Below are 14,946 nucleotides of genomic sequence, written 5' to 3'. Positions count from 1 at the left end.
GGCGGGCGCGACGAGCCTCGCCACCGCGATGTCCGGCGTGCCCTCGCCGACGCCGCGGCCGGAGAGCGAACGCCCTGCTGTGCTCACAGGTCACCGGCCGGAGACGCCGGCCGTGGCACGGGCGACGAGGGCTGCGCTGCGCACGCTTGCCAGCAACACGAACGGCCCCGCACTCACGAGGAGTGCGGGGCCGTTGCGCTGTCTCAACCAGACGTGCACCCGAAGGGACTCGAACCCCTAACCTTCTGATCCGTAGTCAGATGCTCTATCCGTTGAGCTACGGGTGCGTGGTACCTGTTCAGTTGTAGCGCGGAGGCTCCGGGATTTGAACCCGGGATGGGGATTAACCCAAACCGCATTAGCAGTGCGGCGCCATAGACCGGACTAGGCGAAGCCTCCCGGGGACCGGGTCTCCCCGGAACCACCGAGAGAGAAGGCTACCAGCGCCGCTGGGCAGCCCCCCACGGGGGTCGGGAGCCGCCCCTCGGGTCAGGCCGGGACGGCGTCGCGCCGGGCGGCGGCGGGCAGCTCGGGACGGCGTCCGGGCAGCAGCGTCACCGCCACGGCCAGCGCCGCGGCGGTGGTGGCCATCACCAGGGCACCGGCCACACCGGCCGAGCTCTCGATCAGCCAGCCACCGACGGCCGCGCCGATGGCCGAGGCGCCGAAGGTCACCGTGGACAGCCAGGTGAAGGCCTCGGTGACCGCCGAGGCGGGGGCGATCGAGCCGACGAGCGAGCTCTGCACGGTCAGCGTGGGGGCGATCGCCGTCCCGCCGAGGAAGAGCAGCGCGGCCAGCAGCCACGGGCTGGACACCGCGGCGAGCGGGGCCAGGCCGATCGTCACGCCGAGCAGGCACCAGCGGTACTGCCGGGGCAGCGAGGCGCTGACCACCCGAGCACCGAACCAGAGGCCGCCGCCGGCGGAGCCCAGCGCCCAGACGGCCAGCAGCACACCGGACATGCCCGGCGAACCGGCCGCGTCGGCGAAGGCCGGGACGGCGACCTCGAGGCCACCGATGCCGAACATCAGGGCGGTACCACTGAGCAGCACCCGCGGCATGCCCGGCGTGGCGACCGTCGCCAGCAGCGGGCGCGGCGGGGCGACGACCGGCTGCCACGCCCGCATCGGTGCACTCGTCGCGATGCCCAGGGCGCCGGCCACGCCGAGCACCCCGGCGACGGCGAGCGCTATCGAAGGGCTGGCCAGCAGGGTGAGCGCCGCGACCAGGGTCGGGCCGGCGACGAAGACCAGCTCGGTGGCGGTCGCGTCCAGGGCGTAGGCGGTGGGGCGCACCCGGGGGTCGACCCGCGACCACAGGGCACGCACGGTGCCCGACACCAGCGGGGTGCTCGCACCGACCGCGCCCGCCGCGGCCAGCATCAGCGCGACGGGGGCGTCGGACAGGACGACGAGGGCGACGGCGGCCAGCAGCAGCGGGTAGAGCGCGGACTGGGTGAGCAGCACCCGCCGGGGGCTGCGCCGGTCGGCCAGCCGGCCCAGCACGGGCGCGAGCACCGCCGTCGCGATGCCGTAGGTCGCCGAGACAGCGCCCGCCACCGCGTACGAGCCGGTCTGGTCCTGCACCATGAGCAGCAGCGCGAGCGGCACCATGGAGGACGGCAGACGGCCGGCGAAGCCGGAGAACAGCAGCACCGGGGCGGCCGGAAGCCGCCACACGGTGAGGTACGAACGCATGACTGGACTCACTTCAGGACGTGCGAGACAGGGAATCGTAGGTGGTCAACAGCGGTTGACCCCCTACAGATTCCGAACGGTATCACGGCGGTAGGGAGTCAAATGGACTACGACACCTACGGGTCGAACGCCGTCGAGCTGGCCATCGACCTGGCCAACGCCGACCGCGACGACCCGCAGTGGGTGCAGCTGTTCCTCGACGCCCACGACGAGTGGTTCACCGAGGGGACGGCGCTGGAGCTGACCACCACGGACGCCGGGTCGGTGGCGCGGACCGCGACGCTGGTGCGGGACGTGGCGCTTGCCGACAGCGAGCCCGACGTGATGGCCCGGCTCAACGCACTGCTGCAGCTCGCCTCCCCCAAGCCGTACGCCACCGACCACGACGGCGAGCTGCACCTGCACTACGCCCGTCCGGACGCCGACGCCGTCGAGCAGCTGACGACGACCGTGGCCATGGGGCTGTCCCAGGTGGTCGTGCAGCACGGCTGGCAGCGGCTGGGGGTCTGCTCCGCCGAGGGCTGCGGGCACGTCTACGTCGACACGTCCCGCAACGCCAGCCGCCGCTACTGCTCCAACACCTGCGCCAGCCGCTCGACGGTCGCGGCCTACCGGGCCCGCCAGCGCACCTGATGAAGGGCCTGGCCGCCCCCCACCTCTCGCCCGCTCGCGGCGGACCCCTGCGGGGAGGCCGGAGGAGCGCACTCTCACCGTTGAGCTGGGACGCCGCTCTGCTCGCCCGCATCGGCCGGCTGCCCACCACGCGGATGGACCGCTGGCTGCGCCGGCTGTCGACCTTCGCCGACCACGGCAAGCTCTGGCTGCTCCTGGCTGGCGTGCTCGGGTCCCGACCGGGCCGGTCGCGCCGGGCCGCCGTCCGCGGCGCCGGGTCGCTGCTGGTCTCCAGCGCACTGGTGAACGCCGTCCTGAAGCGGTCGTTCAGCCGGGTGCGGCCGGATCTCGCCGCCGTCCAGGGCGACCGCGCGCTGCGGCGCGCACCGCACACCTCCTCCTTCCCCAGCGGGCACTCGGCGTCCGCGGCGGCGTTCGCCACCGGCGTGGCCCTGGAGAGCCCGCTGACCGGTGCGCTGATCGCGCCGCTGGCCCTCGGCGTCGGCTACTCCCGCGTGCACGTCGGGGTGCACTACCCCGGCGACGTCCTGGCCGGGATGGCCGTGGGCAGCGGGGTCGCGCTGGCCACCCAGCACTGGTGGCGGGTGCGACCGACCGACCCGGCCCGCGTGTGGCGGGCCTGGGACGCGCCGGCACTGCCGGACGGCGACGGCCTGGTCGTCGCGGTCAACCCGCGGTCCGGACGGGAGGACTACGACCCGGCCGCGGACATCGCCGAGCTCCTGCCGAAAGCCGAGGTGCTGGAGCTGACCGAGGACGCCGGAGTGGCCGAGCTGCTCGGCGAGGCCGCCCGGTCGGGCCGGGCGAAGGCGCTCGGCGTGGCAGGCGGGGACGGCAGCGTGGCGGCCGCCGCGGCGCTCGCGCTGGAACACGGGCTGCCGCTGGCCGTCGTGCCGGCCGGGACGCTCAACCACTTCGCCCGCGACCTCGGCGTCGCCACGCCCCCCGAGGCGGCGACCGCGGTCATCGGCGGAAGCGCCGTCCAGATCGACGTCGCCGAGGTCAACGGCGTGCCGTTCCTGAACACCGCCAGCATCGGCAGCTACCCGGAGATGGTGCGGCGCCGCGACCGGCTCAGCGGGCGACTGGGCACGTGGGCTGCGCTGACCGTGGCCACCGCCCAGGTGCTCCGGCGCGGGTCGCCCGTCGAGCTGGAGGTCAACGGACGGCGCATCTCGGCCTGGATCCTGTTCGTCGGCAACGGCTGCTACGTGCCCAGGGGACTGTCCCCGGCCTGGCGGCCGCGCCTGGAGGACGGCCTGCTCGACGTGCAGTACCTGCGGGCCGACCTGCGCTTCGGCCGCACCCGGACGGTGCTCGCCACGCTGTTCGGGGTGAGCGAGCACAGCCGGTGCTACGCCGAGTTCCAGGCACCGGAGCTGCGCGTGCGGGTGCTGTCGGGTGCCCAGCAGATCGCCTACGACGGCGAGACCGGTGAGACGTCGACGGAGTTCCTGTTCCGCAAGCGCGAACGGCTGACCGTCTACTGCTCCCGCTGACGCTAGTGCTCTGCTGCCCCCTGGGCAGCAGCACCAGCGTCCACAGGTACGGCTTTCGGGGGACGCGACAGCCCGCTGACCTGCGTAGTCTCCGCAGGGATTCTGCTCGCGGGGCTCAGGAGGACGACGGATGCGACTGGTCAGGACGGTTGCCGCCACGGCCGTGGGCGTCGCACTGCTCGCCGGGTGCTCGAACGGCGGGACGGCCAACGAGACGCTGCCCTCGGCGTCGTCGTCAGCCGCGGAGACCAGCGAGTCACTCCCACCGCTCGGCCCGCCGGACATGCCCATGCCCGCCGAAGCCCGCGAGAAGACAGAGGCTGGCGCGATTGCCGCTAGCCGCTACTTCATTCAACTGACCGTTCGTGCCTACCAGCAAGGTGACACCGAGCCAGTCCTTAACTTGAGTCGCGACTGCGAGTACTGCAAAGACTTGACCACAGGGGTGACGGAAGACCAGACAGCTGGCAACCGCATTAGCGGCGGCGACGTGACATTCGTCGACCCGGGCCAGGCTCGCCTTGACGGCGACAACGTCGAGACGGCTTTCACGGTGGACCAGACCAGCCTTTCCGTCTTCGGTCCCGACGGCGAGGAAATCGCCGATCGAGCGCAGCCAAGCTTCAGGGTATTCACGGCCCTTGCAGCGACATGGAGCCCACAGCTGCAGGCTTGGCTCGTGAATCAGGTGACCATCACTTGAGGGCCGCTGCATACGCACTGACCATCGGAATCATGTTGGCCCTCGGTACACCAAACGCTGCAGCCGCACCCTGCTATGGCTGCCCGTCACCCCCAACTCCAACGACGTCGATTGGTAGCGGATCACTGGTAGTTAGTTTCGTGGACGGCACGCCGGGCGCCGACGTTCGCAAGGCGTACGCCGCAGCACCGCAGCCAGTGCTCTACCAGTGGCGACTGCGAACCCCATGCCAAGCTGACGAAGAAGAGATGGGAGCCTGCGAACCAGGTGCGCAAGCGTGCCCTGCGACACCTGGTGCCGTGGTGGTCCGCTACGAGGTCGGAAGACAACGGCTGGTGCAAGCGGGTGCAGTTGAGGTGGATGGCATTGCTCCACCCCCCGGAGTGCCGGTGGGCGAAGGGTATGGAACCTGGGTCAATGAGGGCAGCACCTGTGTCGACGTCACGGACTTGAATCCGCCGCCGTCGCCGGATGAGGTGTTCCGGTACTTCCAGACGCTGCCACTGCCGGAGCTGGCCACCCGCCAGCAGCCGCCCGGCGAAGCGCTCGTCGGCCTGCCGGTCGTCTTCTTCACCGACAGTCCGACGACGCAGACGTTCACCGTCGACATCCGCGGCTTCGCGGTGGTCATCGTCGCGAGGGCGCAGAGCTACGCCTGGGACACCGGCGACGGCGCCGTGCTCACCACCACCGAGCCCGGCGCCCCCTACCCGGACCAGACGATCACCCACGACTACGCCGCCGGCACGTACACGGCGTCGTTGACGACCACCTGGGCGGCGACCTACTCCGTCGACGGCGGCGTGCAGGCCGACGTCCCCGGGACGACCACCACCCAGGGTGAGCCGGCGACCTTCACCGTCCGGCAGGCGCGCTCGGTCCTGACCAGCCCGTACGACTAGCAACCCGCCACCACCCGCTCGCCCTCCGACACGCCGCACCACCGCGCCGGGTGGTGCCAGGCCACACCATTGCGCGGCACCCTTGCCGCAGGCATGATCCGTCCACCTCAACGAGGAGGTGTACGGATGTCCTGGTGGGCATGGGCGCTGGTGGCGTGGGCACTGGTCGCAACCGGTGGTGCGCTGTGGCTGGGCCAGGCGGCCTTGGCCGTCAAGCGTCAGGAGCGGGAAGACCGCAACCGGCCCGTCGCCGGCTTCGACCAGCCGGCGGCTGACCACCGCCTCGCCGGCTGAGCGGCGGGTGACTCACCTGTCACAGCAGCCACTGCCACACCGAGCGTGGTCATCAGGCGCTGGAGTTGTCTGACATCGCCCATGATCACCCAACGGAGTCGCGGCGCCTCATCAACTGTTGCCCACGCAAGTCTGCGTGGACACCAAGCCTGGCCGATTAGAAACGTCTCGTGGTCGTCGCCGTGGTCTCCCTCAGCTGGGTCGTCGTCTCTGCCGGGCTCGCCCTGGCCGTCGGTGGCGGCATCCGCCTGGCCGATCGCCGCGCCCCGTTCACCGACCACCTCGCCGGGCTGCCGGCCGACCTCACCGTCGACGACGTCCTCGGCGGCCGACCGGTCCAGCCCAGCCACTGACGCGGTCGCGCCGGCCGTGGACTCAAGGAGCCGGCCACCCTGGTCGATGACCAGGGAGTGACGACGACGCTGCTGCTCATCGCCGCCGTCTGGATCGTCGTCGCGGTCATCGCCGCACTGTGGGTCGGCGCCGCGATGCACCGCGCCGACCAGGGCGAACGCGCTCGCCTCGAGCGCGAGCGAGCCGCCCGGGACGAGGCGGCCCCGGACTCCCAGCAGGACGACGGCCGGTACAGCGCCTGACGCTCGCCCAGCGATGATCGGCACTTCTCACTACGGTCACGGATCAGAGGTTGTCCTGGCGCTGACCAGGGCACTGCACCGCTGACGTCACCGATGGGAAGAGGTTCCAGATGTTGGTCCGCCGGATCGCCCGGCCCATGCTCGCCGCCACGTTCATCTACGGGGGGATCGACACCCTGCGGAACCCGCAGTCCCGTGTTCCTGGCGCAGCACCGGTCGTCGAACAGATCACCGAGATCGCCGAGAAGCAGCTGCCCGTCGAGGTCTCGCACGACGTCGAGCAGTGGGTGAAGATCAACGCCGGCGTGCACGTGGGTGCCGGCACCCTGCTCGCGCTCGGCAAGTTCCCCCGCTTCTCCGCCCTCGCCCTGGCCACCTCGCTGGTGCCCACGACGCTGGCCGGCCACCGCTTCTGGGAGCACACCGACCCGAAGGAGCGCTTCGGGCAGACCAGCAACTTCCTGAAGAACGTCGGCATGTTCGGCGGGCTGCTGATCGCCGCCGTCGACACCGAGGGCAAGCCGTCGGTGGGCTGGTGGGCCAAGCGCACCGCCAACTCGGCAGCTGCGGCCGCGGAGGCCAGCTACGAGAAGGCCTCGAAGAAGGCCGTCAAGGCGCAGAAGCGCGCCGCCAAGCAGACGAAGAAGCTCACGCACTGACCTGACCGCATGAGCACGGCACTCACGCCCGCGGGCGCGCTCCGGAGGATCGCCTTCCTCCTGGAACGCGCCCGCGAGCCGTCCTACCGGGTGCAGGCTTTCCGCACCGCGGCCGGCATCGTCGCCGGCCTGGACGACGGCGAGCTGGCGCGCCGGGTGCGCACCAAGACGCTCACCGACCTCAAGGGGATCGGTGACAAGACCGCCGCCGTCGTCCTGGAGGCGCACCGCGGCGACGTCCCGGCGTACCTGCAGCGGCTCGAGGAGTCCTACGCCGAGCTGGCGCCGCTGGCCGGCGAGGCCGCCGCGCTGCGGGCGGCGCTCAAGGGCGACCTGCACGCCCACTCGGACTGGTCCGACGGCGGCAGCCCGATCCGGGACATGGCCGAGGCCGCGATCTCCATCGGCCACGAGTACCTCGCGCTCACCGACCACTCCCCCCGGCTCACCGTCGCCAACGGCCTGTCGCCCGCGCGGCTGGAGCAGCAGCTGGACGTCGTCGCGGCGCTGAACGCGGAGCTCGCCCCGTTCCGCATCCTCACCGGCATCGAGTGCGACATCAACGTCGACGGGTCCCTCGACCAGACCGACGAGCTGCTCGGCCGGCTCGACGTGGTCGTGGCCAGCGTGCACTCCGAGCTGCGCGCGCCGGCGGCCCAGATGACCGAGCGGATGCTCGCCGCGGTGGAGAACCCGCACACCGACGTCCTGGGTCACTGCACCGGCCGACTGGTCATCGGCCGCAAGCAGCGCAACGGCACCCAGCGGCCGCGGCCGGAGAGCGAGTTCGACGCCGACGCCGTCTTCTCCGCCTGCGTGGACCACGGGACGGCGGTGGAGATCAACTCCCGGCCGGAGCGGCTGGACCCGCCGCGCCGGCTGCTGACCCGGGCGGTGGAGCTCGGCTGCGACTTCGCCATCGACACCGACGCGCACGCCCCCGGTCAGCTCGACTGGCAGGACGCCGGGTGCACCCGGGCCGTGGAGTGCGGCGTGCCGGCCGACCGCGTGTCCAACACGTGGTCGGCCGAGGAGCTGCTGGCCCGCACGCACGGCTGACCGCGACCGCTGCTGACCCAAGGTGACGAGCTCAGCGGGCCCACGGGTCGACCCGGCGCAGCCCGCCCACCGGCGGAACCCGGGGCCTCAGCGGATCGTTCCTCTGCACACACCCTCAGCCGGGGGTCCTCGGAACCGCACCGCGGGGGTGTCCGTGAGACGTCGCCACCTCCTGGCGCTGGCCGTGCTGATGTCCCTCCTCGTCGGCACCGTGGTCGCTGCCCGGGTCGTCCCCGGCCCGTGGCGCTCCGGCGGGGAGACCCTCGAGCGGGCCGAACTGGCCGAGGAGCCGGCGACGTGGCCCACGTGGGGCTTCACCCACACCCAGTACAGCGCCGACCACGGGTCCAGCCAGGCCGTGCAGTCCGTCGCCCGGTCGTTGACCGGCCAGCCGCTTGTGCAGGCCCAGGCCCTGATGGGCTGGGGGGCCGGCAACCCGGAGCCGACGCCCGGCGAGTACGTCTTCGACAGCCTGGACAGCCGGATCGACTTCATCCGCCGGTCCGGCGGGGTGCCAGTGATCACCCTGTGCTGCGCGCCCGACTGGATGAAGGGCGGCGAGGAGGGCGAGACGGACTGGTCGGAGCTGGAGACCGCCCCCGAGCCGGAGCACTACGCCGACTTCGCCCGGCTGGCCGCCGTGGTCGCCGAGCGCTACCCGGACGTGCACCACTTCATGGTCTGGAACGAGTTCAAGGGGTTCTGGGACGAGGAGGCCGACACCTGGGACGCCGTCGGGTACACCGACTTCTACAACCAGGTGCACGCAGCGGTGAAGGCCGCCAACCCGCAGGCCCTCGTCGGTGGGCCGTACGTGACCCTGGGCCTGGACACCGACGCCCGGGGAGACCGGTCGAGCGCGGCCACCGATGCCGCGACCCTGGTCAGCGGGACCTGGGGCACGGTCGACCCGCGCCCGCTCGAGGCCTTCGACTACTGGCTGGCCAACAACGACGGGGCGGACTTCGTCGTCGTCGACGGGCACGCCGTCGCCCAGGAGGGCAGCACCGATCCCTTCGAGGCCCTCCCGATGTTCTCCGCGGTGAACGAGTGGATCCAGGAGCGGACCGACCTGCCCATCTGGTGGGCCGAGTGGTACCTGGACCCGGAGGTGCGCGAGTGGCCGGCCGACCAGCAACAGGCCGTCTACACGGCGGCGATGATGGAGCTCGCCCGCAGCGGCGCGGAGACCGTCCTGTACTGGAACCCGCGACCGGCGGACGCCTCCTGCGCCGGCTGTCTGTGGACGGACACGTCGTCGGGCGACGGTGGGCAGACCCTGGACCTGCTGGCGGTGCTGCAGGACCTCGCGCGGTGGTTCCCGGCCGGCACGGAACTGCAGGACGTCGACGTCCCGGCCGGGGTGGCGGCTCTCGCGCAGCGCGAGGCCGTGCTCCTGGTCAACACGACCGGCCGGTCGATCACCGCGACCGTCAACGGCGACCGGCTGAGGCTCACCCCCTACGACGTCCGGTGGGTGACCACGTGACCCGGCCGGGCCGGAACACCACCCGCTGACACAGGGCCGGTCAGCTGCCCAGCACGAGCAGGCGCTCCACCACCACGGCGGCCAGCCCGAGCAGCAGCGGGAGGGCCGCCCAGCCCGACCGCCCGATCACCGGGTCCACACCCCCCGGAGCCCGGACCCGGCGAAGCTCACGCCAGCCGAGGACGACGACGAGCAGCACCAGCAGGACGACCCCCAGCGGCGTCCACGGCGTGCTCAGCAGCTGCGCGCCGGTGGCCGTCACCGGCTGCGCGGCCTCACCGTCGGGCGTGCCGTCGGCCGCGTAGACCACCGCGTCGTCGTTCTCCGTGACGACCCGGATCCCCGGGGACGCCGCCATCGCCTGCCGGAACTCCTCCCCCCAGCCTGCCGGGTAACCGGCCCCGAACTGGAGGCTCGCCTCCAGCCCTCGGGTGGTGAGCAGGAACGCGCCCGCCCCCTGGGCCTGCAGCTCGGCGACGACGTCCTCGACCTCGGAGGCGTCCCGCGGCACCTGGACGCCGTTCCAGCTCACCCGCTCGACGTCCCGGGACCCCAGCGGGCTGAACGGGGTCGTCCCCTCCTCCCCGGTGGAGTCGGGGAAGAGCACGACCGCGGCGTCCACGTCCTGCTGGTAGATCTCCTCCACCGCGGCGATCTCGGCCGGCCGGATCCGCTCGAAGGCCTCGTTGCCGTACCGGGCGACGAAGAAGCCGCCGGCCAGCACCAGGGCGCAGGTCCCGGCGGCGACCAGGGCCCGCGCCCCGGGCCGCGCCGCCGCTCTCGGGAAGAACGCCAGCGCCATCAGGCAGCAGGCGGCCGGCAGCGCGAAGAAGTAGATGCGCAGGCTGATCTCGCCGCCGTAGTCCTGCAGCCCGAACGCGCTGAACGGCACGACCAGCAGCACCAGCAGGACCCGGTCGTCGAAGCCCCGCAGCCGCCGGCGCAGCACCCCGACCGCCGCGAGGCCGAAGACCACCAGCGCGAAGGCGATCCGGGTGCGGACGACCAGCTGGTGATCGGCGTCGCCGCCCTGCGCACGCCCGCTGACGCTGGAGGTGAGGTTGCCGGTCAGGTCGCCCAGCCCGGACAGCAGCCCTTCCAGGTTCCCCGACCAGTAGGTGGCCGCCATGAAGCTGATCCACGAGCCGAGGAGGACGGCCAGCAGCAGCGGCAGGCCCCGTGCGGTGTTCCGGCCGACCACGACCAGTGCGGCGCAGACGAACAGCATGAGGAACGGGGTCAGCTGGTGGCTGACGGTCGCGGCGACGAACACCCCGACGAGCAGCAGCAGGAGACCGGCCCGCTCCCCCGCCCCGACCTCCCGGGGCGGCACCGTGCCCGGGACCACCGGCGGGAAGAAGCGACCCCAGACGCGCCGCACGCCCGGCCAGGCCGGCAACCGGACCAGCGGGGCCCCCGACTGCGGCCGGAACCAGGTCACCAGGACCGCGACGAAGACGAGGTAGAGCAGGTAGGTGGCGCCCTGCGGGGAGAAGTAGTCCTGGCCCACCCAGTTCAGCGAGGCGAACAGCCACAGCGCGAACCACCGCGCCCGCCAGGTGGCGCGCACCGACCGCAGCAGCAGGGCCAGCGGCAGCAGGTAGAGCAGGTTGCTCACCAGCGGCGTGAACGTCATGACCTGCTGCAGCGACCCCGCGTCCTCCCCGACCAGGAAGCCGAAGAGGGCGAAGAAGCCGGGCCAGCTGAACCGGCCGTCGATGTTCGGGGCCACCGTTCCGGTGCGGGTGATGAACTCGACGAAGCCGGCGTGGACGTAGGAGATGGGGAACCGGGCCGCTGCCTCCAGCACCGTGGTGACCCCGTGCAGGAGGACCACGAGCACCACGAGCTGGGTGCCGAGCAGCAGGGGTCGGGCCCGGCGCAGGGACAGCGCCCCGATGAACGCCACGGTCAGCAGCGCCACGCCCACCAGGGAGGCGACGGGCAGGACGGACACCAGCCCCAGGCCGTTCATCGCATCGAGCCGGACACCGGCCAGCGGCACCGCGAACAGCGGCACCGCGAGGGCGGTCAGCGACCAGAGGCCGGCCACCGCCCGCCGCTGCCGCCGGGCTGCCGGGTCCGGCACGGCGTCGGGTGTCGGCGCGAGGCCGGCGCCCGCCGGGACCGCCGTCCCCGGGCCGTCCGCGGACGGCGGCAGGGCCGTCAGGGTCGTCGACTGCTGGTCCGGGAGGTCTGTCACCGCTTCTCCTTCGGTCGTCGGCTCACGCAGGAAGGCCCGCAGCTGCAGCAGGACGGCGGATGCCACGACCACCTGGCTGAGCAGCACGGCCAGGCCCACGGTGGTCGGCAGCGAGACGCCGAGGTGGTCGGCCAGCCAGTCCTGGTGCAGGACCAGGAAGACCGCACCGATCATGAGCAGACCCCGGGCGGCCTGCACCCGGACGATCTGGTGGGCCCGGCCCTGCACCCGGAGCACCCCGACCCAGATCTCGGTCACCGCCCGCGGCAGTGTGGACAGCACCAGCAGGAAGAGCAGCAGCGCCCCGTTGACGTAGTTCTCCCCGAACACCCGCAGCAGCGGGCGCGCCGTCAGGGCCACGACGACGACGGCGACCAGCAGCAGCAGCAACGCGCGGGTCAGCGCGGCCCGGCAGTTGGCGGCCAGCCCGGCGCGGTCGTACACCCCTTCGACGCTGAGCGAGGTGCCCAGGCCGATGGCGACCAGGTCGAGCAGGGTGCCGATCACCCAGACCACGTAGAAGTAGGCGTAGACCTCCGGGACGACGGCCGCGGCCACCATCACCGGCGCCAGGTTGACCGTGGCGAACATGATCACGGCACCGAGGTAGTCCCCGGCGAAGAACCGCCGGACCTCCGCGCGGGTGTAGGTCGGCGCGCGGTTCCCGGCCGCGCGCAGGTGCCGATTCAGCAGCCGGCCGAAGATCAGCCCGTTGGTGGGGATCAGCACGATCGCCATCGGCAGCACCCAGGACAGGAACAGGCCCTCTTCCGGGGAGACCGACGCGAGGGTGACCAGCAGCACCAGCTTCAGGACGCCGAAGCTCACGTTCTTGACCGGGACCCACACCGAGCTCCGCAGGCCGGTGAGGACGCCGTCCTGCACGGTGAACACGGCCGCGACCACGACCGCCGCCAGGAACCACCACCGGAACGTGGGATCGCGGAAGAGGTCGAAGGAGGGGCCCCAGAGGTCCAGCGTGGCGAGGAAGCCGACCGCCAGGGCGAGCACCACGCCGGCGCTGAGCAGGTAGGAGGCCAGCACCACCTGGCGGACCGACCGGCCGCTGGCCGGGAGGAACCGGTTCAGCGAGCCGCTGACGTTGAAGGCGACCAGACCGGACAGCAGCATCAGCACCGAGATGGCCGTCGACCCGCGGCCGGCGTCGGCGTCGTCGTAGTGCCGGGCGGCGAACAGCCAGTAGAGCAGCCCGAGCACCCCGGTCAGACCGGTGTTGATCATCAGGGCGTACGCGTTGCGGAAGAACGGCTCGGCCAGGTGCGCGCGGACGCGCGCCGACCAGCCCGCTGCCGAGGGCGCCGGCGCGGCGGGCGCGGGGGCGTCGACCGCAGTGGTGGTCGCCGTCTCCTCGGGACCGCCGACGTCGGTCCGGATGTCAGCCACGGGCGCACGTCCGGCTGATCGCGTAGCGGGCGCGACGCACGACGGCGTACCCGGCGGTGAGGGTCCGGTCGACCCGGTAGGCGGGTGCAGGGACCTCGACGTCGACGAGGCGGCTGAACACCTGCAGGGACGTCGACCGGCGGACGGTGAGCCGGGGCACGGCCAGCGGGTCGGCGTTCCGTGCCGCCCGGGTGTTGTGCACCGCTGCCGCGGACGCGTAGCCGGCGGAACGGACGTCGCGCCGGACCCGGGCGCTGTGGTGGCCGAAGGGGTAGGCCAGCGTCGTGACCGGCTGCCCGAGGCGGTCCTCGAGCAGGTGACGGCTGTCCCGCAGCTCGCCGGCGAGGGTCGGCGGGTGCAGCTGGTCCAGGTGCGCGTGGCTGTGGCTGTGCGCGCCCACCTCGACGCCGCTGGAGACGACCTCGTCGAGCTGGCTCCAGGAGAGCGTGGCATCGAGCGGGTGGCCGGCCGGCTCGTCGGTGCCGGCGACCCACCCCGTGGTGACGAAGAGGGTCGCCCTGGACCCCCGGGCGTCCAGCAACGGCAGCGCCTCGCGGTGGAAGTCCGCGTAGCCGTCGTCGAAGCTCAGCACCACCGGCCGCTCCGGCAGGGGCGTCCCGTCGCGCAGCGCCTCGGCCAGCGCCCCGAAGGTGAGCGTGCTGAACCCGTTGTCCGCCAGGAAGCCCAGCTGCGCGGCGAACTCCCGAGGGTGGACCGACAGGCACCGCGTCCGGTGGGGTGGGTCGGCGGAGATCGAGTGGTACATCAGCACCGGCACGGTGGCCGTCATGGGGCCGCCCCCACCGGCACGCCCTGACGCCGGCCGTCGATCGTGCCGCGGGCATAGCCCATCCCGGCCGCGCCGAGACCCACCGCGATGGCGCCGGCCCGCCGCAGACCGGCGAGGTCACCGTGCGCCGCCTGGGCCAGGCCCCGGCCGACCCCGCGCCGGAGGGCACCGATCGTGTAGTCGCGCTCCGCGGACAGCCCGTCGGCGACGCCGACACTGCGGGTCACGGCGGCCTTGGACAGGCCCTCGGCGTAGCACCGGGAGCGGAAGTAGGCGAACCGCTGCCGGGCCGACGACACCCGGTGACCGATCACCGCCCGCGGCTCGTAGACGAAGACCGCGCCGGGGATGCGGTGGCTCGCCCGGATGCAGAACTCCGTCTCCTCGCAGCCGAGCGGGCGGCTGTTGCCGGACGTGCGGCCCATGTCGACGGGGAAGCCACCGGCCACGGCGAAGACCGACCGGCGGAAGCAGGCGTTGCCGCCGAGCAGGTTGCGCACCGGACCGGGCTCGCGGCCGGTGTAGGTGCAGCCCAGCACCCAGTCGAACTCCTCGGGGAACCACGCCGGGCGCCGGGTGGCCCACAGCGGCAGCGTCGTCCCCCCGACGCCGAGGACCTCCGGGTCGGCGAAGCCGTTCACCAGGAACTTGAGCCAGTCGGGTTCGGCGACCGCGTCGTCGTCGAGGAAGGCGATCAGCTCGCCCTTCGCGGTGGCGACCCCGGTGTTCTTGCCGCCGGACAGGCCGCGGGTCTCGCGGTTCTCGATGACCAGCACGTCGGGGAGCTCGGCCCGCAACCGCGCGTGCAGGGCCGGGTTGTGGTCGACGACGAGGATGACCTCGTCCGGTTCCAGGGACTGGGCGCGCACCGAGGCGACCGCGGCGAGGACGTCGTCCCACCGGTCCTCGGTGTACGCGCAGATGACGACCGACACCAGGGGCGCGGCGTCGCGGGGGATGCTCATCGGGCACCTCGACTCTGTGATGGGCTGGCTGGTCTCCGTGCTGGTGGCCGCG

General features: G+C 72.6%; 14 protein-coding genes and 2 tRNA genes. 10 read left to right on the top strand and 6 right to left on the bottom strand.

All coding sequences use genetic code 11. The features are described 5' to 3' along the window. Window positions 1–214: 214 nt before the first annotated feature. The 3 genes from Q1A09_RS11725 to Q1A09_RS11715 form a co-directional block, all read right to left on the bottom strand. Window positions 215–287: transfer RNA gene (locus tag Q1A09_RS11725), tRNA-Arg, on the bottom strand. Window positions 288–310: 23 nt separating this feature from the next. After that, a tRNA-Ser gene (locus tag Q1A09_RS11720) sits at window positions 311–399 on the bottom strand. Between the two features lie 90 nt (window positions 400–489). Beyond that, window positions 490–1,698 carry an MFS transporter gene (locus Q1A09_RS11715; protein WP_299955032.1) on the bottom strand — a complete coding sequence of 403 codons (1,209 nt, stop codon included), beginning with the start codon at window positions 1,696–1,698 and terminating at the stop codon, window positions 490–492. Between the two features lie 102 nt (window positions 1,699–1,800). Here Q1A09_RS11715 and Q1A09_RS11710 point away from each other — a divergent pair, with 102 nt between their 5' ends. The 10 genes from Q1A09_RS11710 to Q1A09_RS11665 all read left to right on the top strand — a co-directional run bounded on the left by Q1A09_RS11710 (window position 1,801) and on the right by Q1A09_RS11665 (window position 9,532). Beyond that, entirely contained in the window at window positions 1,801–2,331 is a 531-nt protein-coding gene (locus tag Q1A09_RS11710; protein WP_299955030.1) for a CGNR zinc finger domain-containing protein, read from the top strand. An 80-nt stretch (window positions 2,332–2,411) separates the two neighbouring features. After that, entirely contained in the window at window positions 2,412–3,830 is a 1,419-nt protein-coding gene (locus Q1A09_RS11705) for a bifunctional phosphatase PAP2/diacylglycerol kinase family protein (protein ID WP_299955028.1), read from the top strand. Window positions 3,831–3,960: 130 nt separating this feature from the next. Further along, entirely contained in the window at window positions 3,961–4,533 is a 573-nt protein-coding gene (locus Q1A09_RS11700; RefSeq protein WP_299955026.1) for a DUF6318 family protein, read from the top strand. A 476-nt stretch (window positions 4,534–5,009) separates the two neighbouring features. Then, window positions 5,010–5,435 (top strand): hypothetical protein, encoded by a 426-nt coding sequence (locus Q1A09_RS11695; RefSeq protein ID WP_299955024.1) that lies wholly within the window; start codon window positions 5,010–5,012, stop codon window positions 5,433–5,435. Between the two features lie 126 nt (window positions 5,436–5,561). Beyond that, entirely contained in the window at window positions 5,562–5,729 is a 168-nt protein-coding gene (locus Q1A09_RS11690; protein WP_299955021.1) for a hypothetical protein, read from the top strand. A 170-nt stretch (window positions 5,730–5,899) separates the two neighbouring features. After that, entirely contained in the window at window positions 5,900–6,082 is a 183-nt protein-coding gene (locus tag Q1A09_RS11685; RefSeq protein WP_299955018.1) for a hypothetical protein, read from the top strand. Window positions 6,083–6,139: 57 nt separating this feature from the next. Then, the gene (locus Q1A09_RS11680) at window positions 6,140–6,325 is read left to right on the top strand and encodes a hypothetical protein (RefSeq protein ID WP_299955015.1); all 186 of its coding nucleotides are present in this window, start codon (window positions 6,140–6,142) and stop codon (window positions 6,323–6,325) included. 110 nt (window positions 6,326–6,435) lie between these two features. Further along, window positions 6,436–6,984 carry a DoxX family protein gene (locus Q1A09_RS11675; protein WP_299955012.1) on the top strand — a complete coding sequence of 183 codons (549 nt, stop codon included), beginning with the start codon at window positions 6,436–6,438 and terminating at the stop codon, window positions 6,982–6,984. Between the two features lie 9 nt (window positions 6,985–6,993). Beyond that, entirely contained in the window at window positions 6,994–8,043 is a 1,050-nt protein-coding gene (locus tag Q1A09_RS11670) for a PHP domain-containing protein (RefSeq protein ID WP_299955009.1), read from the top strand. Between the two features lie 154 nt (window positions 8,044–8,197). Then, the gene (locus Q1A09_RS11665) at window positions 8,198–9,532 is read left to right on the top strand and encodes a hypothetical protein (protein ID WP_299955006.1); all 1,335 of its coding nucleotides are present in this window, start codon (window positions 8,198–8,200) and stop codon (window positions 9,530–9,532) included. A 40-nt stretch (window positions 9,533–9,572) separates the two neighbouring features. On the opposite strand, the gene Q1A09_RS11660 is transcribed toward Q1A09_RS11665, so the two are convergent. Genes Q1A09_RS11660 through Q1A09_RS11650 form a run of 3 tightly spaced genes read right to left on the bottom strand, consistent with a single transcriptional unit; the run spans window position 9,573 to window position 14,894 of the window. Beyond that, window positions 9,573–13,139 carry a lipopolysaccharide biosynthesis protein gene (locus Q1A09_RS11660; RefSeq protein ID WP_299955003.1) on the bottom strand — a complete coding sequence of 1,189 codons (3,567 nt, stop codon included), beginning with the start codon at window positions 13,137–13,139 and terminating at the stop codon, window positions 9,573–9,575. Further along, window positions 13,132–13,929, bottom strand: coding sequence for a polysaccharide deacetylase family protein (locus Q1A09_RS11655; RefSeq protein ID WP_299955000.1), 798 nt, complete (start codon window positions 13,927–13,929; stop codon window positions 13,132–13,134). The genes Q1A09_RS11660 and Q1A09_RS11655 overlap by 8 nt, the downstream gene beginning before the upstream one ends. Beyond that, window positions 13,926–14,894 (bottom strand): glycosyltransferase family 2 protein, encoded by a 969-nt coding sequence (locus Q1A09_RS11650; RefSeq protein WP_299954997.1) that lies wholly within the window; start codon window positions 14,892–14,894, stop codon window positions 13,926–13,928. Before Q1A09_RS11650 ends, Q1A09_RS11655 begins: the two co-directional genes overlap by 4 nt. Between the last annotated feature and the right edge of the window lie 52 nt (window positions 14,895–14,946).

Source organism: uncultured Modestobacter sp. (assembly GCF_947486615.1).
GTDB lineage: Bacteria > Actinomycetota > Actinomycetes > Mycobacteriales > Geodermatophilaceae > Modestobacter.
The sequence above is the reverse complement of the archived record's forward strand: the minus strand, read 5'-3'. Positions and strand labels throughout refer to the sequence as shown.

Bases quoted from the DNA above. Each gene is read 5' to 3' on its own strand.
- Q1A09_RS11650 (WP_299954997.1), bottom strand. From the start codon at position 14,894: ATGAGCATCCCCCGCGACGCCGCGCCCCTGGTGTCGGTCGTCATCTGC.
- Q1A09_RS11655 (WP_299955000.1), bottom strand. From the start codon at position 13,929: ATGACGGCCACCGTGCCGGTGCTGATGTACCACTCGATCTCCGCCGAC.
- Q1A09_RS11715 (WP_299955032.1), bottom strand. From the start codon at position 1,698: ATGCGTTCGTACCTCACCGTGTGGCGGCTTCCGGCCGCCCCGGTGCTG.
- Q1A09_RS11710 (WP_299955030.1), top strand. From the start codon at position 1,801: ATGGACTACGACACCTACGGGTCGAACGCCGTCGAGCTGGCCATCGAC.
- Q1A09_RS11690 (WP_299955021.1), top strand. From the start codon at position 5,562: ATGTCCTGGTGGGCATGGGCGCTGGTGGCGTGGGCACTGGTCGCAACC.
- Q1A09_RS11670 (WP_299955009.1), top strand. From the start codon at position 6,994: ATGAGCACGGCACTCACGCCCGCGGGCGCGCTCCGGAGGATCGCCTTC.
- Q1A09_RS11675 (WP_299955012.1), top strand. From the start codon at position 6,436: ATGTTGGTCCGCCGGATCGCCCGGCCCATGCTCGCCGCCACGTTCATC.
- Q1A09_RS11700 (WP_299955026.1), top strand. From the start codon at position 3,961: ATGCGACTGGTCAGGACGGTTGCCGCCACGGCCGTGGGCGTCGCACTG.